Origin of the sequence: Sphingopyxis sp. (assembly GCF_019459305.1) — a bacterium.
Taxonomy (GTDB): Bacteria; Pseudomonadota; Alphaproteobacteria; order Sphingomonadales; family Sphingomonadaceae; genus Sphingopyxis.
Genome location: NZ_JAIBES010000093.1, coordinates 25,110 through 51,596 on the forward strand (window position 1 = coordinate 25,110; position 26,487 = coordinate 51,596).

At 61.7% G+C, this 26,487-nt stretch carries 24 protein-coding genes and 1 pseudogene; 15 read left to right on the forward strand and 10 right to left on the reverse strand.

Annotated features, from left to right (window positions below):
• Positions 1-22 precede the first annotated feature (22 nt).
• Both K0M74_RS11245 and K0M74_RS11250 read left to right on the forward strand, forming a co-directional pair.
• Positions 23-742, forward strand: a complete 720-nt coding sequence (locus K0M74_RS11245; protein ID WP_293971996.1) for an SDR family oxidoreductase — start codon at positions 23-25, stop codon at positions 740-742.
• Positions 743-753: 11 nt separating this feature from the next.
• Positions 754-1,233: a carboxymuconolactone decarboxylase family protein gene (locus K0M74_RS11250; RefSeq protein ID WP_293971999.1), complete on the forward strand. Its 480-nt coding sequence runs from the start codon at positions 754-756 to the stop codon at positions 1,231-1,233.
• 109 nt (positions 1,234-1,342) lie between these two features.
• Here K0M74_RS11250 and K0M74_RS11255 read toward each other — a convergent pair whose 3' ends face one another.
• The 5 genes and pseudogenes from K0M74_RS11255 to K0M74_RS11275 form a co-directional block, all read right to left on the reverse strand.
• Positions 1,343-2,239 (reverse strand): NAD(P)/FAD-dependent oxidoreductase, encoded by an 897-nt coding sequence (locus K0M74_RS11255; RefSeq protein ID WP_293972002.1) that lies wholly within the window; start codon positions 2,237-2,239, stop codon positions 1,343-1,345.
• Positions 2,240-2,501: 262 nt separating this feature from the next.
• On the reverse strand, positions 2,502-2,975 hold the full coding sequence (locus K0M74_RS11260; RefSeq protein WP_293972005.1) for an Rrf2 family transcriptional regulator: 474 nt from the start codon (positions 2,973-2,975) through the stop codon (positions 2,502-2,504).
• Between the two features lie 190 nt (positions 2,976-3,165).
• Positions 3,166-3,360 carry a hypothetical protein gene (locus tag K0M74_RS11265; protein ID WP_293972008.1) on the reverse strand — a complete coding sequence of 65 codons (195 nt, stop codon included), beginning with the start codon at positions 3,358-3,360 and terminating at the stop codon, positions 3,166-3,168.
• 3 nt (positions 3,361-3,363) lie between these two features.
• Complete coding sequence (locus tag K0M74_RS11270; RefSeq protein WP_293972011.1) at positions 3,364-4,041, reverse strand: glutathione S-transferase family protein; 678 nt, start codon at positions 4,039-4,041, stop codon at positions 3,364-3,366.
• Positions 4,042-4,228: 187 nt separating this feature from the next.
• Positions 4,229-4,369, reverse strand: a pseudogene (locus K0M74_RS11275) (glutathione-disulfide reductase); the annotation flags it as partial.
• Here K0M74_RS11275 and K0M74_RS11280 point away from each other — a divergent pair.
• Entirely contained in the window at positions 4,364-4,774 is a 411-nt protein-coding gene (locus K0M74_RS11280; protein ID WP_293972014.1) for a hypothetical protein, read from the forward strand. The pseudogene K0M74_RS11275 and the gene K0M74_RS11280 sit on opposite strands and share 6 nt — an antisense overlap.
• 504 nt (positions 4,775-5,278) lie before the next feature.
• Here the strand turns inward: K0M74_RS11280 and K0M74_RS11285 are convergent.
• Positions 5,279-5,917: a PilZ domain-containing protein gene (locus K0M74_RS11285; RefSeq protein WP_293972017.1), complete on the reverse strand. Its 639-nt coding sequence runs from the start codon at positions 5,915-5,917 to the stop codon at positions 5,279-5,281.
• 653 nt (positions 5,918-6,570) lie between these two features.
• Positions 6,571-7,887 (reverse strand): MFS transporter, encoded by a 1,317-nt coding sequence (locus K0M74_RS11290; RefSeq protein ID WP_293972020.1) that lies wholly within the window; start codon positions 7,885-7,887, stop codon positions 6,571-6,573.
• Positions 7,888-8,070: 183 nt separating this feature from the next.
• Between K0M74_RS11290 and K0M74_RS11295 the strand changes: the two genes are divergently transcribed.
• The 3 genes from K0M74_RS11295 (at position 8,071) to K0M74_RS11305 (ending at position 13,327) form a co-directional block, all read left to right on the forward strand.
• Complete coding sequence (locus K0M74_RS11295; RefSeq protein ID WP_293972023.1) at positions 8,071-10,257, forward strand: TonB-dependent receptor; 2,187 nt, start codon at positions 8,071-8,073, stop codon at positions 10,255-10,257.
• Positions 10,258-10,374: 117 nt separating this feature from the next.
• Complete coding sequence (locus K0M74_RS11300) at positions 10,375-11,469, forward strand: alpha/beta hydrolase (RefSeq protein ID WP_293972026.1); 1,095 nt, start codon at positions 10,375-10,377, stop codon at positions 11,467-11,469.
• Between the two features lie 136 nt (positions 11,470-11,605).
• Positions 11,606-13,327 (forward strand): acyl-CoA dehydrogenase, encoded by a 1,722-nt coding sequence (locus K0M74_RS11305; RefSeq protein ID WP_293972029.1) that lies wholly within the window; start codon positions 11,606-11,608, stop codon positions 13,325-13,327.
• Here K0M74_RS11305 and K0M74_RS11310 read toward each other — a convergent pair.
• Complete coding sequence (locus tag K0M74_RS11310) at positions 13,324-14,064, reverse strand: GntR family transcriptional regulator (RefSeq protein ID WP_293972032.1); 741 nt, start codon at positions 14,062-14,064, stop codon at positions 13,324-13,326. The two genes, K0M74_RS11305 and K0M74_RS11310, sit on opposite strands and share 4 nt — an antisense overlap.
• 179 nt (positions 14,065-14,243) lie before the next feature.
• Here K0M74_RS11310 and K0M74_RS11315 point away from each other — a divergent pair, with 179 nt between their 5' ends.
• The 8 genes from K0M74_RS11315 to K0M74_RS11350 all read left to right on the forward strand — a co-directional run bounded on the left by K0M74_RS11315 (position 14,244) and on the right by K0M74_RS11350 (position 22,458).
• A complete protein-coding gene (locus K0M74_RS11315; RefSeq protein ID WP_293972035.1) occupies positions 14,244-14,687 on the forward strand; it encodes a nuclear transport factor 2 family protein in 444 nt (147 codons plus the stop codon).
• A complete protein-coding gene (locus tag K0M74_RS11320) occupies positions 14,677-15,525 on the forward strand; it encodes an ergot alkaloid biosynthesis protein (RefSeq protein ID WP_293972038.1) in 849 nt (282 codons plus the stop codon). Before K0M74_RS11315 ends, K0M74_RS11320 begins: the two co-directional genes overlap by 11 nt.
• Before the next feature lie 87 nt (positions 15,526-15,612).
• Positions 15,613-16,377 carry an SDR family oxidoreductase gene (locus K0M74_RS11325; RefSeq protein ID WP_293972041.1) on the forward strand — a complete coding sequence of 255 codons (765 nt, stop codon included), beginning with the start codon at positions 15,613-15,615 and terminating at the stop codon, positions 16,375-16,377.
• Positions 16,378-16,423: 46 nt separating this feature from the next.
• A complete protein-coding gene (locus K0M74_RS11330) occupies positions 16,424-17,209 on the forward strand; it encodes an SDR family oxidoreductase (RefSeq protein WP_293972044.1) in 786 nt (261 codons plus the stop codon).
• A 9-nt stretch (positions 17,210-17,218) separates the two neighbouring features.
• On the forward strand, positions 17,219-18,145 hold the full coding sequence (locus tag K0M74_RS11335; protein WP_293972047.1) for a 3-keto-5-aminohexanoate cleavage protein: 927 nt from the start codon (positions 17,219-17,221) through the stop codon (positions 18,143-18,145).
• Positions 18,146-18,159: 14 nt separating this feature from the next.
• The gene (locus K0M74_RS11340) at positions 18,160-20,229 is read left to right on the forward strand and encodes a hydantoinase/oxoprolinase family protein (RefSeq protein ID WP_293972050.1); all 2,070 of its coding nucleotides are present in this window, start codon (positions 18,160-18,162) and stop codon (positions 20,227-20,229) included.
• The gene (locus tag K0M74_RS11345; RefSeq protein WP_293972053.1) at positions 20,226-22,016 is read left to right on the forward strand and encodes a hydantoinase B/oxoprolinase family protein; all 1,791 of its coding nucleotides are present in this window, start codon (positions 20,226-20,228) and stop codon (positions 22,014-22,016) included. The genes K0M74_RS11340 and K0M74_RS11345 overlap by 4 nt, the downstream gene beginning before the upstream one ends.
• Positions 22,009-22,458 carry a GFA family protein gene (locus K0M74_RS11350; RefSeq protein ID WP_293972056.1) on the forward strand — a complete coding sequence of 150 codons (450 nt, stop codon included), beginning with the start codon at positions 22,009-22,011 and terminating at the stop codon, positions 22,456-22,458. Before K0M74_RS11345 ends, K0M74_RS11350 begins: the two co-directional genes overlap by 8 nt.
• A gap of 97 nt (positions 22,459-22,555) precedes the next feature.
• On the opposite strand, the gene K0M74_RS11355 is transcribed toward K0M74_RS11350, so the two are convergent.
• Together K0M74_RS11355 and K0M74_RS11360 are read right to left on the reverse strand one after the other, a co-directional pair.
• Entirely contained in the window at positions 22,556-23,338 is a 783-nt protein-coding gene (locus K0M74_RS11355) for an SDR family oxidoreductase (protein WP_293972059.1), read from the reverse strand.
• On the reverse strand, positions 23,335-24,948 hold the full coding sequence (locus K0M74_RS11360) for a long-chain fatty acid--CoA ligase (RefSeq protein WP_293972062.1): 1,614 nt from the start codon (positions 24,946-24,948) through the stop codon (positions 23,335-23,337). Before K0M74_RS11360 ends, K0M74_RS11355 begins: the two co-directional genes overlap by 4 nt.
• 287 nt (positions 24,949-25,235) lie before the next feature.
• Here K0M74_RS11360 and K0M74_RS11365 point away from each other — a divergent pair, with 287 nt between their 5' ends.
• Positions 25,236-26,483, forward strand: a complete 1,248-nt coding sequence (locus K0M74_RS11365; protein ID WP_293972065.1) for an alpha/beta fold hydrolase — start codon at positions 25,236-25,238, stop codon at positions 26,481-26,483.
• Positions 26,484-26,487: the final 4 nt, after the last annotated feature.

Sequence of the window (26,487 nt, forward strand, 5' to 3'; positions counted from 1 at the left end):
CGGTTTTCAAAGGAGACGAGAGATGGACAAGGTGGTTCTCATTACCGGTGCTTCGAGCGGCATCGGCGCCGGCATTGCGCGCGAACTTGGCAAGGCGGGCGCGAAGCTCGTGCTCGGCGCCCGCCGTGTCGACCGGCTCGAGGCGCTCGCCGAAGAAATTCGCAGCGACGGAGGCGAAGTGCTAACGCGATGCCTCGACGTCACCGACCGCCACGATGTCGCTGTCTTCGCGGCAGCAGCGCGCGTTGCATTCGGCCGGGTAGACGTGATCGTCAACAATGCCGGCATCATGCCCCTTTCCCCCATGGCTTCGCTCAAGGTCGACGAATGGGACCGGATGATCGACGTCAACGTCAAAGGCGTGCTTTATGGCATCGCCGCGGTGCTGCCGGAGATGTCCGAGCGCGGTGCGGGCCACATTATCAACATCGCATCGATCGGCGCTCTCTCCGTGGTACCGACCGCGGCCGTTTATTGCGCCACCAAATATGCGGTGCGTGCTATCTCGGACGGGCTGCGGCAGGAGAATGACCGGCTCCGCGTCACCTGCATCTATCCGGGCGTGGTCGAAAGCGAGCTTGCCGATACGATCACCGACCCGGCGGCGGCGGAGGCGATGCGCGCCTATCGCGCCATCGCGCTCAAGCCCGATGCGATCGCGCGCGCCGTTCGTTACGCCATCGAACAGCCCGGCGACGTCGATGTCAGCGATATCGTCGTACGTCCAACCGCTAGTGCTTGAGGGGATCGGGAATGACATATCCGTCAAATCTGCTGCTCGGCGCTGCGGCGACAATCGGCCTTGCAATTGGCGGCACAGCTGCGCTCGCACAGACGACCGAGCAACGTCATGAGCGAGGCGACGCCGTGGTCCGGAGCCTCAACGGCGGGGCTCGCCAGCCGGTGCTTGAACAGATGCGAAAGGATTTTCCCTTTCTGGCGGAGGCGACCGAGGCATACGCCCTCGGAGATGTCTGGGCGCGGCCGGACCTCGACGCCAGGACTCGCCAGCTTGCCGCAGTGGCGGCGTTCGCGGCGCTCGGCGAACTGCCCTTGCTGAAGGTCCACGCTGGTTATGCCCTCAACATCGGAGTGCGCGAAGAGGAGTTGAAAGAGATCATCTATCTGACGACGGTTACCGCGGGTTTTCCCAAGGCGATCGCGGCATCGCAGGCGCTTTCCGAGCTGTTCGCCGAGCGGCGGTCGGCGCGAGCAGGAGGGCGGGCGCCATGATCCACGGCGGCATCTCGCCGTCGCTTTTGGGGCCAGTCCATCACTACATGCCATCAATGGCAGTCCGTCTCGCAAGAGTCCCAGTACCCACGCTCTAGGTTAGCGGCGCTCAGACGAAAATCAGTGACTGATGCGCGGCGCCCCCCGCGAGGACGCCGGCAGCAGAAGCGAGGGTGGCATTAGGCATAGGCGCTGCGACATCACCGGCAGCAAACACGTTCGCAATGGTCGTCTGCTTGCGCTCATCCACCTTAAGATAGGGTCCCATCGGTCCGTCTTCTGTTGAGCATCCGAGCCGCATCGCCAGATCGCTGACAAAGCGCGTTCGCGGCATAAGGAACAATGCTCCGAGTGGCAGGACGCGACCATCCTGCAACCGTACCGCTTCCATCTCGGGCGCGGCTCCCACAAGCTCCACAACAGGCACATTTTCGATTTGCACGTTTCGCTTCGCAAGCAGTGCCAAGTCCTCTGGCGATGGCTGGACAACGCCCATTGTAAAGAGCGTCACAGGCCCCCAGTCCGCGACGAGCGCCGCCTGGTGAATCGATCCGGGCCCTGAGCCGAGCACGCCGATCCGGCGGTCTGCCACCTCATAGCCGTGACAATATGGACAATGGAGGACAGTGGCACCCCAGCGATCCTCAAGGCCAGCTATCTGCGGCAATTCATCCTTTACCCCGGTCGCCAACACCAGCCGGGCTGCGCTAATCACTTGGCCGTTCGTTAATTCAATACTGAATGCCTGCTCGGATTGGGCGACCGCCGACGCTTCCGCATGAACGATTTGGGCCGTCGGATAGGCAAGAAGCTGGCTGCGACCGATGTCGACGATTTCCTGCGGTGATCGGCCGTCTTGGCCGAGGAAGCCGTGGGATGTCTTGGCAAAGCGATTTCGCGGAAGGCCGGCATCAATCATCAGGACATTGCGGCGCGCGCGCACGAGCTGCATCGCGGCCGACAAGCCTGCGAAACTTCCACCGATAACGGCAGCATCATATTGCATATACCCGACTCCTTTCGCAGCAGCTTTCCCCATCCAAGTGGGGGTGAGGGAAGCGACGGCCGAAACTCCGACGAACGCTCTCCTTGAAAACAAAGCACACCCCGGCCGAATCGTCTCTCGTCGAGTTACAAATAGGTTTGAGGGGCAGCTAACGCAATCCTTGACGTTACATTATTTGCTTAGACCGATGCGTCGTCAGAGCTGCCGTCTTTCTGAATAGCCCCGTTTATCGCTGCGGATGACGGCTCCAAGCTATTAGGATTCAAGCCGGATGAGGATTGCCATTCCACCCGCGTGCGCGGCAAATTTCATCAAATTGTTGGGCCAAGTCTGACAGGGCAACGGATTCGAAGCGTTCCATGAGGAGCGCTTCAGCCTCATTGAGCGCTTCGTTCATTGCTCCATTGACGACGCGCTCGACGGCGCATTCCGGATTGTCGTTGATGTTACCAATAGCGAAAATGGTCGAACCGCCGAGCGCCTTGTAGATATCGAGAAGCGAGACATTGCTTAGATCTTTCGCGAGTGTCCAACCGCCGCCATGTCCCTTTTCGGAGCGAACATAGCCGGCTTCTCTCAGCCCCGCCATGGTACGGCGAACGAGAACCGGATTGGTATTCAGCATTTTAGCGATCTGATCGGAGGTAAACACCACGTCCTGTCTTGCCATGTGCAGCAGCACATGGAGCATTCGCGACAATCTGCCGTCCGTTCTCGCGCGGCGCTCCTTGGTCATATAGTTTGATTTTTCCTAATCTGCGGGCCCATGGGTGTCGCTCCTGCTCAATCCCAGTTTGCCGGGCAAGCCAACCTACAATGCGTTTAGGATGTCCTTCAACGACAAGTTTCGCAAAGGAGCTTCCGACACGGCGCCTATTTGCCAGCCTCGATCACGTGGTCGGAAAACGCGGGTCTTGGGGCAGAGATTAGAATGAGATGGCCTGTGCGGGCGGGTCAGGCAGCGGCCTTCCGCCCGCGCCCTGTCGAGTCAGAGGGTCGTGCACAACATAGCTGAACGCGTTTGTGGTCGCGTCGTGAAAGTAGCGAATATATGACCTCTTATCATGATGATGGACGGCGCTTTCCATCTGGCGGCGCTCCGTTTCGATCGCGACGTTCATCTTTCAGTCTGCCCAGGTTAGTGCGGGCAAGCCCTGCGTCGTGGCCTGAAGATCGGTTGGAAAGGGCACGCTCGCCGCGCTCGGACGGGCTGCGAACCGATGGAACCAATCCATGAGGCGTGGCGCATCGTCGGGATAGGGCACTTCATACAGGTCATGGGCGAACTGAATCGTCGAGTAGGTTATGCAGTCGGCAATGGTGGGAGCATTTCCAACCAGGAATTCGCTTTCCTTCTCAGACATCAGCGTGTCAATTTCGCGGAGCCGGCGATAATACCATTCTGCGCCGAGGCGAGCAGCATCGCGATTGAGCTCCTCCCGGCCAGTGAAGAGAGGGCTGGCCTTGCGGACCCAAAAGCTGAACATGGTGGTCGCCTCGTCTGCGAGAGCGACAAATTCCCTCGTGCGAGCCTTTTCGGCCAGCGTGACCCCGATCATGGGAGGCGTTGGATAGCGTTCCTCGAGATATTCCAGGATCGCAATCGACGATCGGATGATGATATCCTGATCGACTTGCAGGATCGGCACGGTGCCGAGCGACGACAATTTCGGCATGACTTTCGGCGGCCAGCCCTGGCTCAGGTCGAAGGGCGAGCGTTCGACATCCATTAGCCCTTTCTCGGCGAGGTAAATACTGACACGGCGCGGATAGACGCCAAACTCCATCTCGTAGAGTTTCATAAAGGTTTCCTCACTCATCACATGCCCCGACAAAGGGTCGCCTTTCATGTAACTTAAGACGTATCGTGATTCAAGCCTTGGACGGCATTGATTTGGTTGCAGTGTGAAGCGCACCCGTTGCGGCGCCCCATCGCAGGATCACGCGGCAAGTTCCAAAAATCTGGGTCCTGATATAACGATCTCCAGATCACCGCATGAGTACCAACTTCTCGGCCATCGACGGATGGAGCGCGATAGTCTCGTCGATCGGTGCTTTGGTGAGCAGCGCTTTCACTGAAATCGCAGCGGCTTGCAGAGTTTCGGGAGCGTCGGGGCTTATCATGTGAACCCGCTGGTATCACACGGCCTGCTCGACTTTTTCGCGTCCGACCCGACCAAGCGGCTGAAGGAGGTGAAGGCAAAGGGCGTCAAGGTGATCGTCATCGATCCGCGCCCCACCGAAACCGCCGGTTTTGCCGATGTTTCCATTCAGCCGCTCGCGGGGCACGATCCCGCGATCTTTGCGGCCCTGATTTCCGCATCCTGCTGCTCGATCTGGAACTGGCGAATGTCCTCCGCGCTCGCGGTGTGGGGCGAGCGCCCCAGCCGGGTCGCGAACCGCCCGACATCGCAGAAAGTTGCGCTGCGTCTCATTCGAGAACGGCGCATGGTCATATCGTCGATCAAGCGCTGGTGTAGCGGGCTGATCGGGCCAATCTCGACAAGCTCGTTCATCGTTCGCCTCCTCAGTTGAAGGACGGGAAAGAGCCCGCCTATGGTAGCCGAACGTTCAATCCGCCGCGGCGTTAGTAGGACCGCTTTACATCAATGGCTGAGCCGATCCGCGGAGCGGTTCGTACGGCGGCCAAAGATCGACTGGAGGCGGCCCTTGGCGGATCGAGATATGACGACCCAATCGGTCAGCGCCATCGCGGAAAGTGGAGACTGACCAAGCGACTGATAGAGCGCGCGGATGTTACTTAAGCAAAACGGACGCCGCGAGAAGGACCAACTTACTCGCGCCGTCCTGCCGACGCAGCGCGCTGTGGGGTGGCGCGGCGCCGGTATTTCAGCTTGGGGATTGATCGCGATAACTTTGATGCGGCAAGACAGAAATTCGAGACGGCGAATTTCCTTGGAGCTGGGTCCGAGATTTTCGGACCAAATTTACGCCAGCGGCGCCACTCATGATCTTTGTTGCCACCTCGATTTCGCAGGATCACGGGTTTGGCTTTCGATTTGGTTTCCGACGGGGGCGCTAGCGTCGCAGAAGCGCCATGCTCTCCAAGGCAGTGCGATCGAGTTGCTGGGCGAACCAAAGGCCGCCGCGATGGCCGCGTGACCAGCGGACAAGCGCTCGGCGACGCACGTCACCACCGGGGAGGATCAATTCGACCTCGGTCCCTGGATCGAGAACTTGGTCGTAGAGAAAGCCCGCGCCGTGCTGCGAGATGTCGACAAGGTCGATTGGACGCGCGTCGTCGCGTAGCGCGATGACCGCTTGGGCCTCAACCGGCAGTCTCAACGCCCGGTAGCCTTCTGAGCGCTGCTCTTCGGCGAGCCTGCGCAGCACCGCGGCGACGTCAATTGGCCGATCGAACGCGACGCCACAGAAACCGCGCTTCGTCCAGACGATCGTTCCGCGCATCGTGGTCGTCTCGGAGAGCGATATGTCGATCATTTCGCCGACCGTCGCCGGCGTATCGGCGGCGAGCATCAAACCCTCGTTTGATATATTGCGCACGCGCCACAAGCCCGCGTCGTTCGCACGTTGAACGCGCGCAACCCGGCATACGGTCCGATAGCGTTCCACTCCGCGCCGGTCGCAATGGGCGATGTCTTTGATGTCGTCGGTGGGCTGTGTGCCCGCTACGCCGATATAGCTGCTGCTCTCCATCTTGCCCCCTCTTCTCTTGGTTGCGGGTTCGATCGAAAACAGAACCGCGCACGATTGCCGAGCGGTACGCCCAGCGCCGGATATCTTCACCGCGCTCCCACGCGCTACGAAAGATACATGTGGTCCTAAGGAGATTGATTATAGTGAAATTCCGCTACGGCAAGCTAAGTTTTTTGTTTTCAATCTGCGCGCTGAGCGACCATGCCCGCCGAGCGAATTACTGTCGTTAGTCGGGGCCGAACGGATCCCGAAGTTCGGGTCGGGGCGCTTCAGCTGTCCAAAGTCGGTCATTGGCCTCGTTGATATGCAAGCTGAGCTGAAAGGACGCCATCTTCAACCCGTCCTCAAAACAGGACGACCGGCGTTCGCTGTCCTCGCCCATAATCTGAAAGGCCCACAACCAAGCGGAGCGCCGGTCAGGCCTCCCGGCCTTGCCCGATGCAACATGGGGATTATGCTGAATATAATCGACGCCGAAATAATGTACGTCCGCTTCGCGCGAGCGGCACTTGTTGAACAGGAGCCAATAGATGCGATGACATCGGCTTGTCCTTGTTGAAGAGCGGTCATGGAATATTGCTTCCGGACCGGGACGAGAAATCCTGCTGTCTGGCAAGCCGTCCTCTGCCCGAGCTGGGCGAGACGCTCACCTGTCATGCCCCCGAATTTCGGCGTGCCGCAAATTGGCTGAGGGCGGCGAGGGGGAGGGCGACAACGGCGATCGCGGAAAGCGAGAGATGGACAAGCGCCTGGTCCTTCCAGAAGCCCTCGGTGATGAAAGCCACAAGGATCGGGCCAGCGGCATAGCCGAGCAGCGACAGCACAAAGAGGTGCAAGGCGAATACCTGCCCGCGCATTTCATTCGGTACCGCCCCTTGCAGGATAGCGGGCGCCAGGGCTGGCGGAATCGTCAGCAACGCAATGCCGGGCAGCGCCGTTGCTAAAGTCGCCGTCCCCGACGGCATGAGCGGCGCGGCGGCGAGGAAGGGAAAGGCTCCGGCGGCCGCGCACGCCGCGATCAATCCCTCTGACTTCCGGCCGCCCTTGCGGTTCATGCTGACACTAAGGCTGCCGGCAATCAGGATGCCGCCGATGCCGCCGATCGCGATCAGCCCGCCATATCCGTATCCGGCCTGCGCCGTGGTCCAGCCGAAATGCCGGATCAGCATTGTTGGCATCCAGCTGTGGAAGCCGATCAGGACGAGCGCGCAGAGCGCAGGTCCGAGAAATTGTGGAACGAAGAACTTCCATCTCACCAGGACGGTCGCGGCGACCTCGCGGGGCGATGGCGCGCCGCTTTCGTAGGATCGCTCGCGGCGCGGCGGTTCGCGAACGGTGAGGAACAGCGCGGCGAAAGCAATGCCGCCCACGCCGAGGATCACGAAGACGGCCTGCCAGCTCTGCATCGTCCCGAACAACGGAAGGTCGACGCGCCCCGAACTTCCAATCAGGTGCACGATCGCGCCGCCGATCATGAGCGCGATGCCGGCGCCGGCGGTTGTGCCGATGGAAAGAAAGCTCAAGGGGCGCGCCCGTTCCTCGGCGGGGAAATAGTCGCTGACGAGCGACACCGCGGCGGGCGACAAGCCCGCCTCGCCGACACCGACCCCCATTCGCGCCAGGAAGAGCTGGATGAAGTTCTGCGCCGCGCCGCACAAGGCCGTCATGGCGCTCCAGGCAATTACGCTGAGGGCGGCAAGCGATCGGCGATTTCCGCGATCGGCGAGTCTTCCGAGCGGGAAGCCGGCAAAGACGTAGAGAATAGTAAAGGCGAGTCCGTGGACCAGACTGACTTCAGTATCGGTGAGGCCGAGGTCGCGCTGGATGGGAATGATCATGAGCGCGATGATCATCCGGTCCATCAGTGAAAGCGTCAGCGCGAGCGCGAGGACGACAACGACCCACCAGGCGTAGAGTTTATTGCGGCCGTTCCATTCGCCGGCCTTGGTCTCATCTCCTGGGCGTTCCATTGCTCGCAACCTCTCGCATGATCTTCGCGCACCGTGATTCCAGAAAAACATTCTGCGATCAAGAGTTATCGGTTTTGGATGATATATGTCACCAAAATCCCAAAAAACGTGCATAGACGTTGACACCGAAAAAAGGAAATTATAATGTGAGATCGCACATAAGAAAATCAGGGAGCTATTGCGATGCGTGTTTCGGGAAGGCCCATTCTTGTTTCCGTCAGCCTGTTGGGGTTGCTGTTGCCGATGGCCGCGGCGGCGCAGGGGGCAGCCGAGCCTTCTGCCGCGGACGGCGCCGATGCTGGCGAGATTATCGTCACCGCCCGCAAGCGTGGCGAAGCGCTGAGCAAGGTTCCCGAAACGATCCAGGCTGTCTCCTCCGAGACGCTCACCCGGGCCGGAATCACCGACATCAATGCCATCGGGCGGCTAACGCCCAACACGGTGCTCAGCCGCCGTCAGGACAATGAGACCAATATCGTCATTCGCGGCGTCGGCTCGTTCGGCAACACGCAGGGCATCGGTTTCTACATCGACGATGTTCAGAATTTCACAGATCAGTCTCCCAATATGCAGGATGTCGAACGCGTTGAAATCCTAAAGGGGCCACAGGGCACGCTTTATGGCGGCAGCAATGTCGGCGGCGCGGTGAAGTTCGTGATGAAGAAGCCGCATGACGCCTTCGGCGTCGAGGGGCAGATCGAGGCGGGTGGATTCGAAACCCTCAATCTGCACGGCGCGGTCAACGCTGCGATCAGCGAAAATGGCGAGCTGGCAGCCCGTATATCGGCCTATCACAGCCGATCAGACGGTTACATCACAAACAGCTTCCTCGGCGAGAAGGCCGACAAGTCGAAAGAAACCGGCGTGCGACTGGCGCTCGGCTGGAAGCCTTCGCCCGATTTTGAGTTGCAGATAGCCTATCGTCACAGCGAACTCGACAATGGCGGCAATGTCTATGTTCCGGCCGACAATGTGGAAGACTATAACCGGGAAACCCGGCTCAGCGACTCGGTGTCAAACGAGCGAACGATCGACGGCGTGATCGTTCAGGCCGATTACACGCCCGGCACGGTTCGGTTCACCTCGATCACCTCCTTTACGCGGCGCAAGAATAATTTTCTCTGGGACCTGGATTACAGCCCCGCCGCCGGCGTTACCGCGACCAATGGCGCGCGCAACAAGGGCAAGATTTATACGCAAGAGCTGCGCGTGGCCTCGGATGGCGGGGGACCTTTTGACTGGATTGTCGGCGGGTATGTCTCGCGCCTCGACAACCGGGTTCTGACGAACAATGCCAACCTGTACCTCGGCGTCGACCATCCGTCCTATGGAGATCTCGCGCCGGTCTTTGGCGTGACCCCGCCCGTTCCGGTTCCCCTGATCGACTTCAACAATGCCGACGTGACCGAGACGCAATATGCTGCGTTCGCTAATGTCAATTATGATTTCGGAAGCCTGCGTGTGGGCGGCGGGGTCCGGCTTAATCGCTACGAATATACCGGGCGTCGGCTCAACGAGGGACAGACCATCTTCAACAATGATACGAAGATCCTGCCGAAGCTGTCGCTTGCATATGATATCGCCGACGACGTGATGTTCTATGCGAATCTCGCGCGCGGCATGGAGCCGGGACGGGCCAATGTCATCGGCGACTTCAACGACCCGTTTCGGCCCGAAACCGCGTGGAATTATGAAGCCGGGATAAAAGGGCGTGCGTTTGACCGCCTCCTCTCGTTCGAGATCGCTGCCTTCTATATCGATTATAAGGACCGGCAGCAGGAAGTGCAGATTCTCGATCCTACGCAGGGCGTAATCGAATTGACCTCCAACATAGGCGATACGCGCAGCTACGGGATCGAGGGCAGTATCAGCCTGATGCCGGTCGACGGGCTGACGCTGTCGCTCGGCGGCGGCTGGCTCGATTCCAAGTGGAAAAACGGTTCGATCGCGGTCCCCGATCCTGCCAGCCCGGGCGATTTCATCGCGTTGCCGCTCCAGGGCCTCGATGTCCCCAATTCGCCCGAATTTTCAGCGAACGGCAGTATCGACTATCGCATCGCGATTGGCGGCGATCTCGAAGCGGGGCTCAGGGCCGACTGGACCCATGGCGGAAACTTCTACTGGGACCTGCGCAATCGCGGCCGGCAAGATGCCTATGATGTCGTCAATCTCGGTCTGTCCTTCGGCGCCGCGGACCAGCGCTGGAGACTGGGCGTTCGCGTCGAGAACCTGCTGAAGGCGAAATATTACAATGAGTTCAACTATGCCATTTTCGGTGACCCCGACGCGGCCGGAGATTGCGACGGATGCAGCCTCGGCGCCCCGGGAGCCCCGCGCCGTGCAATGGCCTCGGCGAGCTTCAAATTCTAGTTTGGCGATCTTCCTACCCGCCTTAAGTCATCGGAGAGACTGAATATGTTTGAGTATTTTCCAGCCAATTATCCTTGGAGCCTCACGGTGTCCTGCTCGATCGCGATGGGCGGGGAAATGTCCGAGATCGCCGACGCCGCGCGCTCGTTATCGGGGCTCCCGGTGGGCACCTCGCACACCGTCTCCACCGAAGCCTGGTTCCAGAGCTGGATGACGGTGGCACAGCGCGTCGAGCGGCTCGGTAACGACATGAAGGCGAAGGGCTGGACGATTTCGGCCGGCGACTATCTCTATCGCGCCGCCAACTATTTCCTGATGGCCGAGCGGAACATGCCGTGGAAGGACGCGCGCAAATATTCGACCTTCGCCTCGGCGCAGAAGAATTTCTACGAAGGCCTGGCGCTCCGCGGCGACCGCGCGAGCCGAGTCACCATTCCCTATGGTGATGGCAAGGAGGTTGCGGCGATCCTCAGCCTGCCCGAAGGTCCCGGACCGCACCCCGCCGTGATATTCTTCAACGGCTTCGACAGCATCAAGGAAATGCATTACGCGTTTTATGCGCGGCACGCCGCGGCGCGCGGCGTCGCGGTGCTTTTCATCGACCAGGAGGGCACCGGCGAGGCCATGCGGGTCCATGGCATATTGAAGCAGGTCGAGTCCGAGAAGATCGCGGGACTATGGTATGATTATCTCGCCGGCCTCGACGCGATCGACGCCGAGCGGATCGGTGTCGCGGGCATCAGCAACGGCGGCTACGACGCGCCACGCGCGGCGGCATTCGAAAAGCGGCTCAAGGCCGTGGCGTGCGTCGGCGCCTTCTACAATGCCGACGACTATATGAAGCGTTTCAACGGCGGCGAAACCGGCGTGACCGCAGGTCTCGCCGACACCGACGAGCATATGGAGATGGTCCATGGCGTGAAGGGGGTCGAGGCGGCATGGCGGGCTTTCGCAAAGCGCGACCTCGATGGCACCTTGGACAAGGTCACGGTACCGCTGCTGGTGGTACATGGCGAGAATGACCGTCAGGTCCCCCTCTGGCATGCCGAGCGTACGGTGGCAGAAGCGGTCAACAGCCCGCGGGCCGAACTCAAGGTCTTCACGATTTCCGAAGGAAGCTGCGAACATTGCGGCATCGACAATATGCCGATGCACGCGCAATATGTCTTCGACTGGCTCGCAGACGTCCTCGGCGGCAAGACGGCCGCATGACCTTTTCCGCCAGCCCGCCGACGGGTCGGCAATGCCCAGGTTTCTGCGCGCGCCTTTAAAGCTCTCCCCATTTTAGGATTCGTGCCGGAACTGGCCGCCGTCAAAGCGGGGGCACGGACAATCTTGGATCAGCGCCATGACCTATCTTGCCGACCTGCGCCGCGAGCTGGATTTCATTCTCTTCGACTGGCTTGGCGAGGCCGATGACGGGACCGCCCGGCCGCTTCTCGATTTGTCGCAGCGGCTGGCCGGCGATCTTTTCGCGTCTCACTATCGCTTGGGCGATGAGCAGGAACCGCGGTTGATTGATGGCCGCGTGCGTGTGACGCCGGAATCGAAGCGAGCGATGGCTGCCTATGCCGAAGCCGGCCTGTTCGCGATGAGCTTCTCTCCCGCGGCGGGCGGCATGGGCCTTTCGCAGCTGCTCAGCGCCGCGTCCTATCTGATGTTCGCGACCGCCAATATCTCGACGGCTGCTTATATCCTGCTGACGTCGGCGAACGCGCGGCTGTTTGCGGCGTTCGGATCGCGCGCGCAGGTCGACGCATTTGCTCTCCCGCAGATCAAAGGGCGCTGGTTCGGGACGATGTGCCTGTCCGAGCCCGGAGCGGGCTCGAGCCTCGCCGATATAGCCGCGCGCGCACGAGCAGACGGCGAGGATGAGCTTGGCCCCCGATTTCGAATCACCGGTCAGAAAATGTGGATTTCGGGCGGCGAGCAGGATGTCAGCGAAAATATCGTGCACCTCGTCCTTGCGAAGATCGTCGGCCCCGATGGCGAGGTCGGGCCAGGAACCTCGGGTATTTCGCTGTTTGCCGTCCCGCGAATCTTACCCGACGGCTCGCTGAACGATGTCAATGTGGCAGGTCTCAATCACAAGCTCGGCTATCGCGGAATCCCCAATTGCGCGCTCAATTTCGGCGAGGGCCTGCAATTGCCCGAGGGCGCGGCCGGGGCGATTGGCTGGCGTATCGGCGCCGAAGGGTCGGGGCTCCGCCAGATGTTCCAGATGATGAACGAAGCGCGCATCGGGGTCAGCCTCGGCGCGGCAGGGGTCGGATATCGCGCGTTTCGCCAGTCGCTTGGCTATGCGGGCGAGCGCATCCAGGGCAAGGGAACCGAAGGAAGCGGCAATGTTCCCATCCTCTCGCACCCCGATGTGCAGCGGATGCTGGCCGAACAAAAATATTATTGCGAGGCTGCGCTCGCGATGACGCTTTATGCCGCGCGCCTTGCCGATAGCGGTGACCGCGACATGCTCGATCTTCTGACCCCCATCGTCAAAAGCTGGACGTCGAGCTTCACGCTGCGGGCCAATGACCAAGCGATCCAGATCCACGGCGGTTACGGCTACACCCGGGATTTCGATGTCGAACTCCTGTGGCGTGACAACCGCCTGAACCCGATCCACGAAGGCACGAACGGAATTCAGGCCATCGACCTTCTCGAGCGCAAACTGCTGCGCGGCGGTAGCGCCCTCGAAAGGCTGCGCGGCCACATCGACGAGACAGCGGCGCGTGCCAGGCGCGACGAGGGCCTTGCACCGCTGGCCGGGAGCCTGCTGGCCGCATGGGCCGACGTCGAGCGCGCCATCGACGGTGCGCGCGCAGCGGGCCTGCGCCAGCGGCTGTTCGGGGCAAGCGCCTTGCTGGACGCGATAGGCCATGTCGTGGCGGGCTGGCTTCTGCTCGATCAGCTCGCCGACCGAAGCATTGCGGGCGACGATCCCCATCTGGATGGGAAACGACGCTCATGCGCACTCTTCTATGCCATCGAGTTCCCCAAGCTTGCTGCCTGGCTGTCGATAGTCGGTCACGAGGATATCCATCACCTCGCGAATATGGCGCATGAATTCTAGGGATCGTCGGGTGTACCCGGCCCCGGGCCTCGCGGTTGTACAGTTTCAAGTAGGTCGATGATGACATTGCCAGCGTCGGAGAGGTCGGCTTCGATCGCCGCCGCGACGCGGTCGGCGTCGCGCCTCCGCAAACCTTCGATAATCGCGTAGTGCGAATCCAGCGTAGAAGTGCCGAGATGGCTTTCGTAGATCATGTGCAGCACAGGGCCGGATCGCACCCAGACGTTTTCGACGAGGGCGAGCACATAAGGCATGTTCGCGGCAGCATAGAGGCTGAAATGCATCTGCTGATTATAGTTGAGAACCTGACGCCAGTTTTTCGACTGAACGATCCGCTCCTGCAGCCAGGCGATCTTGTCGATATCCTCTACCTTGATCTGCGGCACGGCAGCACGGGCGAGCAGGACCTCGAGCTTCAGCCTGATTTCGAGGATCTCGGCATATTCCGCCGCGCTCGGTCGGGGGACGAAATAGGCACTCTTCATCGAGCTTTCGAGCGACCCATCGGATTCGAGTCGCTTCAATGCCTCGCGGACCGGCATCGTACTCACCCCCAATGAGGCCGCGATCGACCGGCTGCTGACCCGCGCGCCAGGTTGGATCGCGCCCGAAATCATCGCGCGACGGATCGTGTTGTAAACCTGCTTGTCGATCGGGCCACCGTCACAAAAGGTGAGCGCGTCGAGCTCGGGAGCTGGGATGGCGGCCCGGCCGGGGCGAGTCTTGATGTCACTCACATTCAATTTAATGATCGCAGAATCGCCTTTTCGGTCTTGCCGGATGTCCAATTTTTTCACATGAGATAGCGATAACATGATGTCATTTCTCGGATATATCTAAGATCGCACTATATGAACAGGACTTATCGCAGGTTGGATAGGACTGCCGATATTTTTCTTGGAAGAAAGGACAATTGATGGAAAAGGCCGCTGCAGAAACGCTGTTTCGTGCCGCGCTCGAGGCATTGAAGCGCGGCGATACGAGGCCGTGGGTCGAGATGTTCGCCGACGACGGGGTGATGGAATTCCCGTTCGGCCTGCCGGGCTATCCGCCTGCCGTCGAGGGCAAGGCTCGGATCGCCGATTATCTTGACGACTATCCTGACAATCTCGCCATTTCCAAGATTCGCGAGCTGGTCTTCCATCATGCTGGGGACACGATGATCGTCGAATTCTCGATCGAGGGCACGGCGGTGGCGACCGGGCGCCCGTATAACCAGGCCTATGTCAGCGTCATCTACTTCGCGGGCGACCAGATCAGGCGCTATCGCGATTATTGGAATCCCGTAACCGCGATCGAGGCACTGGGCGGCGTGGATGCGCTCGTGCATTTCGGAAAGAGCGGCACTCATGGCGCGTGAAACGGTACTGGTCACCGGTGGAACCGGCAAGACGGGCGGGAAGCTGGCCCGCCGCCTGCTCGAGGAAGGCCGCAGCGTCCGGATTGCATCGCGCTCCGGTGCCTCTCTCGACGGCGCGGAGGCCGCGGCGTTCGACTGGAGCGATGAGGGCACCCATGACGCGGCGCTCGCTTCGGTCGATCGTATCTATCTCGTCGCGCCCGTAGGCGTCGCCGACGTCCACACCCCGATGGCCAGGTTCATCGACCGGGCGCTGGTGAAGGGCGTCCGCCGTTTCGTACTCCTGAGTGCGTCGTCGATCGAAGAGGGTGGGGCTGCGATGGGCACGGTGCATCGCTATTTGCGGTCGCATGCTCCCGAATGGGCTGTTCTACGGCCCTCCTGGTTCATGCAGAATTTCTCCGAGGGCCAGCATCAACCGACGATTCGCGACGAAGGCCTGATCTATTCGGCGACCGCCGACGGGCGCGTTCCTTTCATCGATGCCGCCGATATCGCGGAATGTGCACTTCGCACGCTTTGCGATCCGCAGTCGCACGACTGCGCCTATATTCTCACGGGTCCTGAGGCGCTGTCGTACGCCGAGGCGGCTGCAATCATCGGCGAGGCTGCAGGCCATGAAGTCGCGCATCGTCGGCTGACCACGGCCGAACTTGCGCAGCGATGGGAGGAGGCCGGTCTCGAACCAGCTTATGCCGCGATCCTCGCCGGCATGGACGAGGCAATCGCAAACGGTTCCGAGGATCGCACCGCCGATTCGGTCCTCCAGATCACGGGACGCGCACCAAGAAATCTAGCCGATTTTGCCCAGTGCAATGCGGGGGCATGGAAAAAATGAAGCGGCTAGCCGTCGCTGATGATTTTGCTCTTGCAATTGCGCTATTCTGAGATCACAGTATTGAAATAATCTTCGGAGGTGGTCGACATGTTCAAAGGAAAAACGGCGCTCGTTACGGGCGGTAGCTCCGGTATCGGCAAGGCAGTGTCGTTGCAGCTCGCGCGCGAAGGCGCGCATGTAGAAGTCGTCGCGAGCAGCGATATGGCGAAAGCCGAAGCGGTCGTGGCGGAAATCGCCGCTGCCGGCGGCTCGGCGACCCCGCATGTGGCCGATGTCCGCCGGCCCGACCATGTTGCTCAGCTCGTCGGAAATGTGGAAGGGCTCCGCGGCGGCATCGATATGCTTGTAACCGCGGCCGGGGTGTTCCAGCCGTCTCCGATCGGCGCGACCGACCTCGAGACGTTCGACCAGATGGTGGATACCAATTTTCGCTCGGCGTTTCTCTGCGTCAACGCGGTCGCGCCGGGCATGGCGGCGCGCGGCAGCGGCAAGATCGTCTGTTTCTCCTCGGTCGCGTCAGTGATCGGGGTCAAAGGCTTTTCCGCTTACTGCGCGACCAAGGCCGCTGTCTCGATGATGGTGCGCTCGCTCGCCATCGAGCTGGCGCCGCAGGGCATCAATATCAACGCGGTGGCGCCCGGCAACACGGCGACGCCGATGAACGCGGCAGTCCGCACGGATCCGGCGAACATCGCATTTCTCGAGGAAATGAAAAAGCGGACGCCCAGTCCGCAGGTGTTTTCCGATCCCGAGGATATCGCCGGCCTGGTGCTGTTCCTCCTCTCCCACAGGGCGCGCGCGATGCACGGTTCGACCGTGCTCATGGACGAAGGGCTTTCGGCCGGAATCTGACCGGTCGCGATGATTTGCGGCGCGGAAGCGACGCAGGAGACAGGGTTTGCGAAGAGAAGTCGGAAACGTTTCGGACCGGAACGTCATCATCAGCGGCGGGGCCGGTGGCGCCGGGCGTGTCATCGCGGCGCGGTTTGCCGATGCGGGGGCGCATGTAACGGTTGGCGACAGCGATCCGGCCGCGACCCAGGATTTCGCGCGCGAACGGCCGGACATTCTGTGCAAGGCGATGGACGCTGGCGACGAGACGGCGGTAGATGCCCTTTTTTCGCTTGCCGAGGATCGTTTCGGTCCGGTCGACGTCCTCATCAACAATGTCGGCATCGCTGGTCCGACGGCTGCCGTCGAAGATGTCAGCCTTGTCGATTGGGATCGGTCCTTGCGCGTCAATCTGACGAGCCAGTTCCTCTTCGTGCGCCGCGCAGTTCCGAAAATGAAGTCCCTTGGACGGGGCGTGATCCTCAACACGTCGTCGGGGAGCGCAAAGACGGGCCTGCCGCTGCGCCTTCCCTACGTCGTCACCAAGGGCGCGGTCCTTTCGATGACGATGAATCTCGCGCGCGAACTCGGGCCCAGCGGGATCCGGGTCAATGCAATCCTGCCAGGCGCTATTCGCGGCGACCGGATCCAGCGCGTGATCGACGCAAAGGCGGAGGCGCTCGGCGTCACCCCCGCGGAATATGAGACGACCCTTCTACGCTATGTATCGCTGCGCACGATGGTCGAACCCGACGATCTTGCCGACATGGCGATCTTCCTCGCCTCGGACCAAGGAAAACGGATCACCGGCCAGATGATCGGGGTCGATGGCAATATAGAATATGAGGAGTGAGGGTACGTCATGAGCAAAGTCATCATCACCTGCGCCGTGACCGGCGGCCTCCATACCCCGACCATGTCGCCGCACCTCCCGATCACGCCGACCGAAATCGCCGAGGCCGCTATCGGTGCGGCCGAAGCCGGCGCCGCGATCATCCATCTGCATGCGCGCAATCCCGAGAACGGACGGCCCGTACAGGATCCCGACCTTTTCATGCAGTTCATGCCGCGCATCAAGCAGGCGACCAACGCGGTGCTCAACGTGACCACCGGCGGCGGGCTCGGCATGACACTCGACGAGCGCCTGCGGCCGGCGCATCGCGCGAAGCCCGAGGTCTGCAGCCTCAACATGGGCACGATGAATTTCTGCGCGTTCGAGCTGGCGGAAAAGTACAAGGAATGGCGGTTCGACTGGGAGAAGGATTATCTCGCCAGCACCAAGGACCTGATCTACGCCAATACCTATGCGATGCTCGAGCGGATCATGGTCGACGTGGGGCAGGCCTATGGCACGCGCTTCGAATTCGAATGCTTCGATCTCAGCCACCTAGAGGCAGTCAAATATTTCGCCGACAAGGGGCTGATCAAGCCGCCATTCCTCATCCAGGGCATTTTCGGCGTCATGGGGGGGATGGGCGCGACGATTGAAAATCTGGTCCATTTCAAGAATACTGCCGATCGTCTGTTCGGCGGCGATTATCAGTTCTCCTGCTTCGCGGTCGGCCGTCAGCAGATGCACTTTCTGACGGTGGGGGCGATCATGGGAGGATCGGTCCGCGTGGGACTTGAGGATAGCGTCTATATCTCGCGCGGCGAGCTGGCGACGTCGAACGCGCAGCAGGTGGAGAAGATCCGCCGCATCATCGAGGAGCTTGGCCTGGAAGTGGCAAGCCCCGACGAGGCGCGCGAAATGCTTGCGCTCAAGGGCGCCGATCGCGTCGATTTCTAACGGGACCCAGATTCATGCGCTTCGCTGTCGACACCGGAGGTACTTTTACCGATCTTATCGTGGAAGATGACGCCGGCATCTGCCGGATGTTCAAAGCCTCGACGACGCCGTCGGATCCGGTCAAGGGCGTGTTGGACGCGCTACAGGTCGCGGCGGACGGCATGGACCTGGATCGACGCGCCATGCTCGAAGGTGGCTCGTTGCTCATCCACGGCACGACGCATGCGATCAATGCGATCATTACCGGGCGGACGGCGAGGACGGCGCTGCTGACTTCCGAGGGGCATCCCGACGTGCTGATGCTGCGCGAAGGCGGCCGGGCCGAAGCCTTCAATTTCAACATCGGCTTCCCCGAACCCTATATTCCTCGATCGCTGACCTTCGAGGTGCCGGGCCGGCTTCGTCTCGATGGCGCCGAGCTGGCGCCGTTCGATGACGCCGCGGTGCTGGCGATCATCGAAAAACTGAAGGCGAAACAGGTTGAGGCGGTCGCGGTCTGCTTGCTGTGGTCGGTGGTGAACCCGGCGCATGAGGCGCGCGTCGGCGCACTTCTCGAGCAGCATTTGCCCGGCGTCCCCTACACCTTGTCGCACCGCCTGAACCCATCGCTACGCGAATTCCGCCGCGCCTCGTCGGCAGCTGTCGACGCGTCGCTCAAGCCGCTGATGGGCCATTATATGAGCGGGCTGCAACAGCGGCTCGGCGATGCGGGCTTCAGCGGCCGCGTGCTCGTCATCACCTCGAACGCGGGCGTGATTGACGCGCAGGATGCCGCCGAGGCACCGATCCATATCGTCAACTCGGGTCCGTCGATGGCGCCGGTGGCCGGGCGCTGGTTCTCGCAGACCGACGAAGGCAACAGCAATGCCATCGTCGCCGATACGGGCGGGACAACATATGATGTCAGTCTCGTGCGCCGCGGGCAGATTCCGATGACCCGCGAAACATGGATCGGCGAACCCTATAGCGGCGTGATGCTCGGCTTTCCCTGGGTCGATGTCAAAAGCGTCGGCGCGGGTGGCGGTTCGATCGCGTGGGTCGACACGGGTGGTCTGCTCCATGTCGGGCCGCAGAGCGCGGGGGCGGTGCCGGGACCGGTGGCCTATGGTCGCGGCGGCGAGCTTCCCACGGTCACCGACGCGTCGGTGGCGCTCGGTCATCTCGATCCCGACTATTTTCTCGGCGGCACGATGACGCTCGACCGCGCCGGTGCGGAAGCCGCGATCCGCAAGCATGTCGCCGAGCCGCTCGGCAAGAGCGTCGCCGAGGCGGCGGACGCCATTCTCGCCATCGCGACCGAGAATATGGTCCAGGCGATCGTCGATATCACGGTCAATCAGGGCATCGACCCCCGCGAGGCGGTATTGATCGGCGGCGGCGGCGCAGCCGGCCTCAACTCGGTGCGCATCGCCCAGCGGCTTGGCTGCGGAACGCTCGTCATTCCGTCGGTCGGTGCGACATTATCGGCGGCGGGAGCCTTGATGTCCGACCTCAAGGCGGAATATCATGCGGCCTGTTTTGCAAGCACCGCCCGCTTCGATTTCGACCGCGTCAACGCGGCCTTGGCCAGACTGCAGGCCAGCTGTGAGGAGTTTGGCGCGGCATCGGGAGCGATCCGGCAGCCGGTGATCCGTTTCAAGGCCGAGGCGCGCTACGATACGCAGGTCTGGGAAATCGAGGCGCCGGTACGCGGGCCGCGCTTTGCCGGTGACGTCGATGTTGCCGCCTTCGTCGGCGATTTTCATGCCGCGCACCGCGATCTTTTCGGCTTTGCCGACGAGGCGTCGCCCATCGAGATCGTCGGCTGGACGGCAAGCATTACCTGTCCGCTCCGCGACGCCGAGGGGCTCACGCTGCCCAGCAATGCCGTCGCCCAGACCGCCCGCACGCGAAACGCCTATTTTGCTGCGACGGGCTGGACCGACGTGCCCGTGCGCAGGTTCGATGCGATGCACCCGGGAGAGGCCGTCGAAGGGCCGGCGTTACTGGAAAATGCGCTCACCACGGTGGTTATCGACCCGGGTGCTGTCGCCACCCGGCGAGCCAGCGGCGGTCTGTCGATTGCAATCGGAGAGAAGCAATGAGCATTATGCCCGAAGAGGCCATGGACGGCGTTCGCCTCGCGATTTTGAACAATCGTTTCGAAGGCGTGACACGCAAGATGGCCAACACGCTTTTGCGCACCGGGCGCTCGGGGGTGCTCAATGTCGCACGCGATTTCTCCTGCTGTGTCGTCACCGCCGATTGCGAATTGCTCGCGACCAATGAGGGCCTGCCGATCCATGTCTTGTCGGGTCCCGACATCATGGCACGGGTGATGAAGGAGTATCATCCCGACCTGAAGCGGGGCGACGCGTTCCTCAACAATTCACCCTATCATGGCTGCAGCCACGCCGCCGATCATACGCTGCTCGTGCCGGTCATCGATGATGAAGGACGCCACCGCTTCACCGTCGTCGTGAAGGCGCACCAGGCCGACATCGGCAATTCGATACCCACCACCTACCATGGCGCGGCAAAGGACGTGTATGAGGAAGGGGCACTGATCTTCCCATCGATCCGCGTCCAGACCGACTATGAGACCAATGCGGATTTTCGCCGGATGTGCGAAATGCGGATTCGGGTTCCCGAACAATGGTGGGGCGATTTTCTCGCGATGGTCGGTGCGGCGCGTATCGGCGAGCGTGAGATATTGGCGATCGCCACCGAAGAAGGCTGGGACGAACTAGACCGGTTCCGCCGCGACTGGCTCGATTATTCCGAGCGGCGCATGGTCGACGCGATCGGGGCGCTCCCCGCGGGCAAATCGGTTCGCACGAGCCGCCACGACCCCTTTCCTGGCACCCCTGCCGACGGTATCGAAGTCAAGGTCGAGGTCACGGTGCATTCGAACGAGGCCACCGTCGAGATCGACCTCACCGACAATCCGGATTGCTTGCCGTGCGGGCTCAATCTTTCGGAGGCCTGCTCCCGCACGGCGGCGATGGTCGGGGTCTTCAATGCGATCGAGCATAGCGTTCCAAAAAATGCCGGCAGCTTTCGCCGGATCGATGTGAAGCTCAGGGAAAATTGCATCGTCGGCATTCCCCGCCACCCGACAAGCACGTCGGTCTCGACGACCAACGTCGCGGACCGTGTCGCAAATGCGGTGCAGGCGGCGCTCGCCGAGGTGGGCGAGGGCTTTGGTCTTGCGGAATGCGGCGCGGTCATTCCGCCTGCGGTGGGCGTGGTCTCGGGCGTGCATCCCGATACCGGGCAACCTTTCGTCAACCAGCTGTTTCTCGGCATGTCGGGCGGTGCCGGCGCACCGCGCGCCGACGCCTGGGTGACGATCGGCCATGTCGGCAATGCGGGCCTTTGCTATGTCGATTCGGTCGAGCTCGACGAGCTTCGCCAGCCGCTCTATGTGTATAGCCGCTACCTGATGCGCGACACCGAAGGCGCGGGACGCAGCAAGGGGGCGCCCTCGATAGAAGTCGTGTTTGGTCCGCGCGACTGCGAATTGTCGGTGGGCTATGTGAGCGACGGCGCGGTGAATCCTGCGCAGGGCGTGCGCGGCGGCCTTGAAGGCGGACGCGGCGACCAGTACCGGATCCTTGCCGACGGGTCGCGTGAACAGCTCGCACCGTGCGCGCAGGTCACCCTGCTTCCCGGCGAAAAAATCGTGTCGGTCTCGACCGGCGGCGGCGGTTATGGCGCGCCGCACGAACGCGATCCCGAAGCCGTCGCGCATGATGTGAGCGAGGGGCTCGTCTCGAAGGACCGCGCGCGCGCGGTTTACGCGGTCGCTCTCGGCGCCGACGGACGGCCCGACCTCGACGAAACTGCGGCGCTGCGCGCCGCGGCGGCACAGGCGGCGACCGGTGGCTGATACTGCCGCGTTGAGCGGCTATCCCGACGCCCCTGTCGCGCTTCCCGTTGAAGGGGGATGTGCGTGCGGGCAGCTGCGCTATTCGATCGCGGCGCAGCCCGTGATCGGGCTTCATTGCCATTGCAACCATTGCCAGAGACTGTCGGGCACCGGACATGGCGCCTTTCTCGTGCTTCCCATCGCAGCCGCGACGATCCACGGCCAATCGTCGGCCTGGACCTATGTCGCCGACAGCGGCGGCACCTCGACCCGCCACTTCTGTCCGCAATGCGGCGCGCCCGTCTATGCGCGTCTCAGCCTGCACCCCGACGGTATCGTCGTTCCGGCTGCGAGCCTCGACCGAAGGGCGGATTTCCGGCCGACGGTTGCCTTGTTTACAGGCGAAGCTCAGGCGTGGGATGCGCCGGGTCCGTCGTTGAAGCATTTCCCGGGCGGGCTCTAGCGCAAGAGCTGCATTTTCGGCTTCGGCCGAATATCCGTCGCGCAAAGAACGGCTGGCGCCGTTCTCTACCTGGTCGTTCCATCGCTTGCGGGTAGCGCTAGATGATAGTGGCGCCGCCATCCACCGCGAGCGTCTGTCCGGTGATGTGGCCAGCGGCGTCGGAAACCAGCAGCAACGCCGCGCCCTTGAGATCGTCGGCGCCGCCGAATTTCTTCATCGGGATAAGGTCGAGGAGGCGATCGCTCGCCGTGTCGATCAGTCCCGCCGTCATTTTCGAGGGAAAATGCCCAGGCGCAAGCGCGTTGACGCGCACTCCGCGGCCGGCCCATTCGGCCGCCAGCGAGCGCGTCAGATTGATCACGCCGCCCTTGCTCGCATTATAGGCGGCGGTCGCTGGCAGGTCGGGGTGGTGCGCGGCCAGTCCTTCGATCGAAGCGACATTGAGAACCGCGCCTTTTCGTCGCGGCAACATGTCGTCCCTTGCGATCCGCTGCGTAAGACGAAACAGGCCCGTCAGGTTGAGACTGATCACCTTGTCCCATGCATCGAGCGGATGCTTTTCGGCAGGGGCGCCCCATGTCGCACCGGCGTTGTTGACCAGGATGTCGATCGGTCCGAAGGCATTTTGAGCGGCCGACCAGATGCTCTCCGCGGCGTCCGGATCCGTCCCGAGATCGGCGGCGACCGTCTTTGCCGCTATTCCATTTTGCGCGAGCGCTTCGGCCGCAATGTCGAGATCCTTTTGCTTTCGCGACACCAGCAAGAGGTTCGCGCCATATTCGCCAAGTGCTTCGGCGATCTGAAACCCAAGCCCGCGCGAGCCGCCAGTGATCACCGCGACACGGCCGCTCAGGTCGAACAGTCTGGCAAGGTCGGTCATTGCGCGCCGCTTTCATAATGGGAACTATAGGTCGCCCGCAGGAGCTTCTTGTCGATCTTGCCGGTCGCGCCGATCGGTATCTCGTCGACGAAAATAATCGCATCGGGGACCGCCCAGCGCGCGAGCTTCTCCGACAGGAGATTCTGGATGCCGCTCGCCGACACGTCGGCGGTATCCGCCAGCTTCACGAGCAGGAGCGGCCGTTCGTTCCACTTCGGATGCGGCACGCCGATCGCCGCCGCAAGTTCAACGCCCGGGTGGCTCATCGCGCTATTCTCGATGTCGACCGAACTGATCCATTCGCCGCCTGATTTGATGACGTCCTTCGCACGGTCGGTTATGCGCATATAGCCTTGTTCATCGATCGTCCCGACGTCGCCGGTGTCGAAAAAGCCGTCCCCGTTCACCGCGATGTCCCCGGCACGAAAATATCGCTCGACCACCGAATGGCCGCGGATCTGGATCGCGCCGACGCTCTTGCCGTCGCGCGGTAGCTCCCGGCCGCCGTCGTCGGCGATCCGAAGGTCGACCCCGATCATCGATCGCCCTTGGGCAAGGCGATAGGGGATCTGGTCTTCGAACGGCATCGCCTCGACGTCGGGCCGCGGGCGGCCGGACGTTCCAACCGGCGAAATTTCCGTCATCCCCCAGAGGTGCTGGACCTCGACTCCGTGGCGCGCGAACGCCCGGATGAGCGCTTCCGAGCAGGCCGCGCCGCCGACGTACACGCGCTTCAGCGCGCCGAGCTTCTTCCCGCTCTTCTCAAGATACCCGAGCAGCCCCAGCCAAACAGTCGGCACCCCGGCACTGGCCGTCACGCCTTCACGCTCGATAAGATCGTATAGCGAAGCGCCGTCGACACGCGAGCCGGGAAGAACAAGCTTCGCGCCAACTGCCGCCGCGGCGAAGACGAGCCCCCAGCCGTTCGCGTGGAACATGGGTACGGCCGGGAGGATGACATCCTTGGCCCCGAGATCGAAGGAGTCGGGCTGGATGATCATCAGGGTGTGAAGATAATTGGAACGCTGCGTGTAGAGCACGCCCTTGGGCAGGCCCGTGGTTCCGGAGGTGTAGCAGAGCCCCGCGCCGATATTCTCATCGAACTGACCCCAGAGATACCGGTCGCCATAGCCGTCGAGGAACGACGCCCATCCGTCGGGCCCCGCCTCGTCGAGCACGACGACCTGCTCGATCGACGAGCACGCCGCGCGAAGTCTTTCGATCAGCGGAACGAACTGGCGATCGGCGAAAATAATCCGGTCGGTGGCATGATTGATAATGTAGACGAGCTGCTCGTCCGAAAACCGCGGATTGAGCGTATGGCAAATCGCGCCCATTCCCATGATACCGAACCATGCGGCGACATGCTCCGCGCCATTCATCGCGAGCGTTGCGACGCGGTCACCGGGCCGGATTCCGCGCGCCGCCAGCGCATTGCTCAGGCGAGCGGCATCGCTGCGTATGTGCTGCCACGTCGTACCGGAAACCTGGCCCTCGTGATTTCGCGACACCACGGGAATATGACCGTGCCAACGCGCGGCATGGTCGATGAACTTGTCCGTCGTAAGCGACCAGGACTGCATCGCCCCGATGGTATCGAGCTCTTCCATATCCAACGATCCTTCAGAAAGCCCACTTTATGAGATCGCAAAATATAGCGATCGATGCGCGACGTCAATATTTATGGCGATCGATTGGGACGGGTATGAATTTTTCCGCTGGGGGACAGTCTGATTTTGCCAAGATTAACGTAACGTCGGTTTACACGCTGTGGTGCCGAGCAGCGTCAGCTGCTCTCCAGGAAAGGCAGGTGCAACAGGAGCTGTTGCACTTGACAAAAATTATGAGATCACACAAAAACGGTCTGTCCGCTGCCGTAAGGAAGACTGCGGTTCAAATGGACGCGGTGAACCACCGGCGCTGGGAGGGCGAGATGCTGCAATATTTTCCCGATGTCTACTGGCCGAACCTGCTGTTCAGCAACGCGCTGTCATCGGGCGCAAGCGCCGGCGACATGGATGATGCATGCCGCGAGGCGCAGACGCTGATGCGTGGCGGCACGTCGGACAAGGCGCCCGAATTTAAGGAAGCGCTCGTTCGCGGATTTGGCGCCGTTGCCGACAAGCTCGATCATCTGATCTTCGAAGACCGCGCGATGGGTCGACTGATCAGTGCGGCGGACAAGAGCTTTCGGCTCGCCGCGGTTCTGAACTGCCTTGAGCTGTTGATGGACGACTTCTACGACCCCAGGAAGGTCCAGATATTCGACCGGCAGCGCGCCGCGTTCAAGACGGCGATAGAATTTGGTGGCGAACCGCACGACACGTCGCGTTTCATCGAAATCCCTTTCGAGGGGACGGTGATCGATGCCCTGTTTACGCCGGCTAACCGGCCTGGCCCGGCGCCGGTCGTTATCCATCTCAATGGCACGCACAGTACGATCGAGTGGCAATATCTTCTTGGTATTGCGCCCGAACTTGCTCGCCGCGGCATCGCTTCGATCAGCATGGATCATCCCGGCAGCGGCACCGCACGCTATCATCGTGGCCTCAAATATCGCCCCGACTCCGAATCCTATGTCGGGGCGGTCATTGACCATCTTACCCGTTCGAAGCTCGCCGACAGCGATCGCATCGGCGTGTGCGGGAGCAGCTTCGGCGGCTACTTCGCGCCGCGCGCAGCCGCCAACGAGAGCCGGATCAAGGCCTGCTGTATTTGGGGGGCGACCTACGCCTTTCCGATCGATCGATATTTCCCCGACGGGCGTCCATCGTCACCGGGTCCTCTCGCCGATGCGGTGCGCGAGGAGGCGGTGCGCCAGCAGCGGTGGACGCACGGCGCGAAGGATAATCTCGACCTGTACGACAAGATGCTCGCCTATTCGCTGAAGGGCCACATCGAACGCGTCACATGCCCGCTTTTCATCATCCACGGAATCAACGATCCGCAGGCGCCGATGGGCAAGCAGGCCGAGCGCACATTCATCGAAGCTGTCGCATCTTCGCGCGCCGAAATCATCGGCATCACCCCCGAAATTGGCGGGGACATGCATTGCAACGTGGATAATCCACGCACCACGACCAATGCGATCGGCGACTGGTTCGGGGATATATTCGGCACGATCGCGCAGCCGGGCGCAGCCTAGGAGA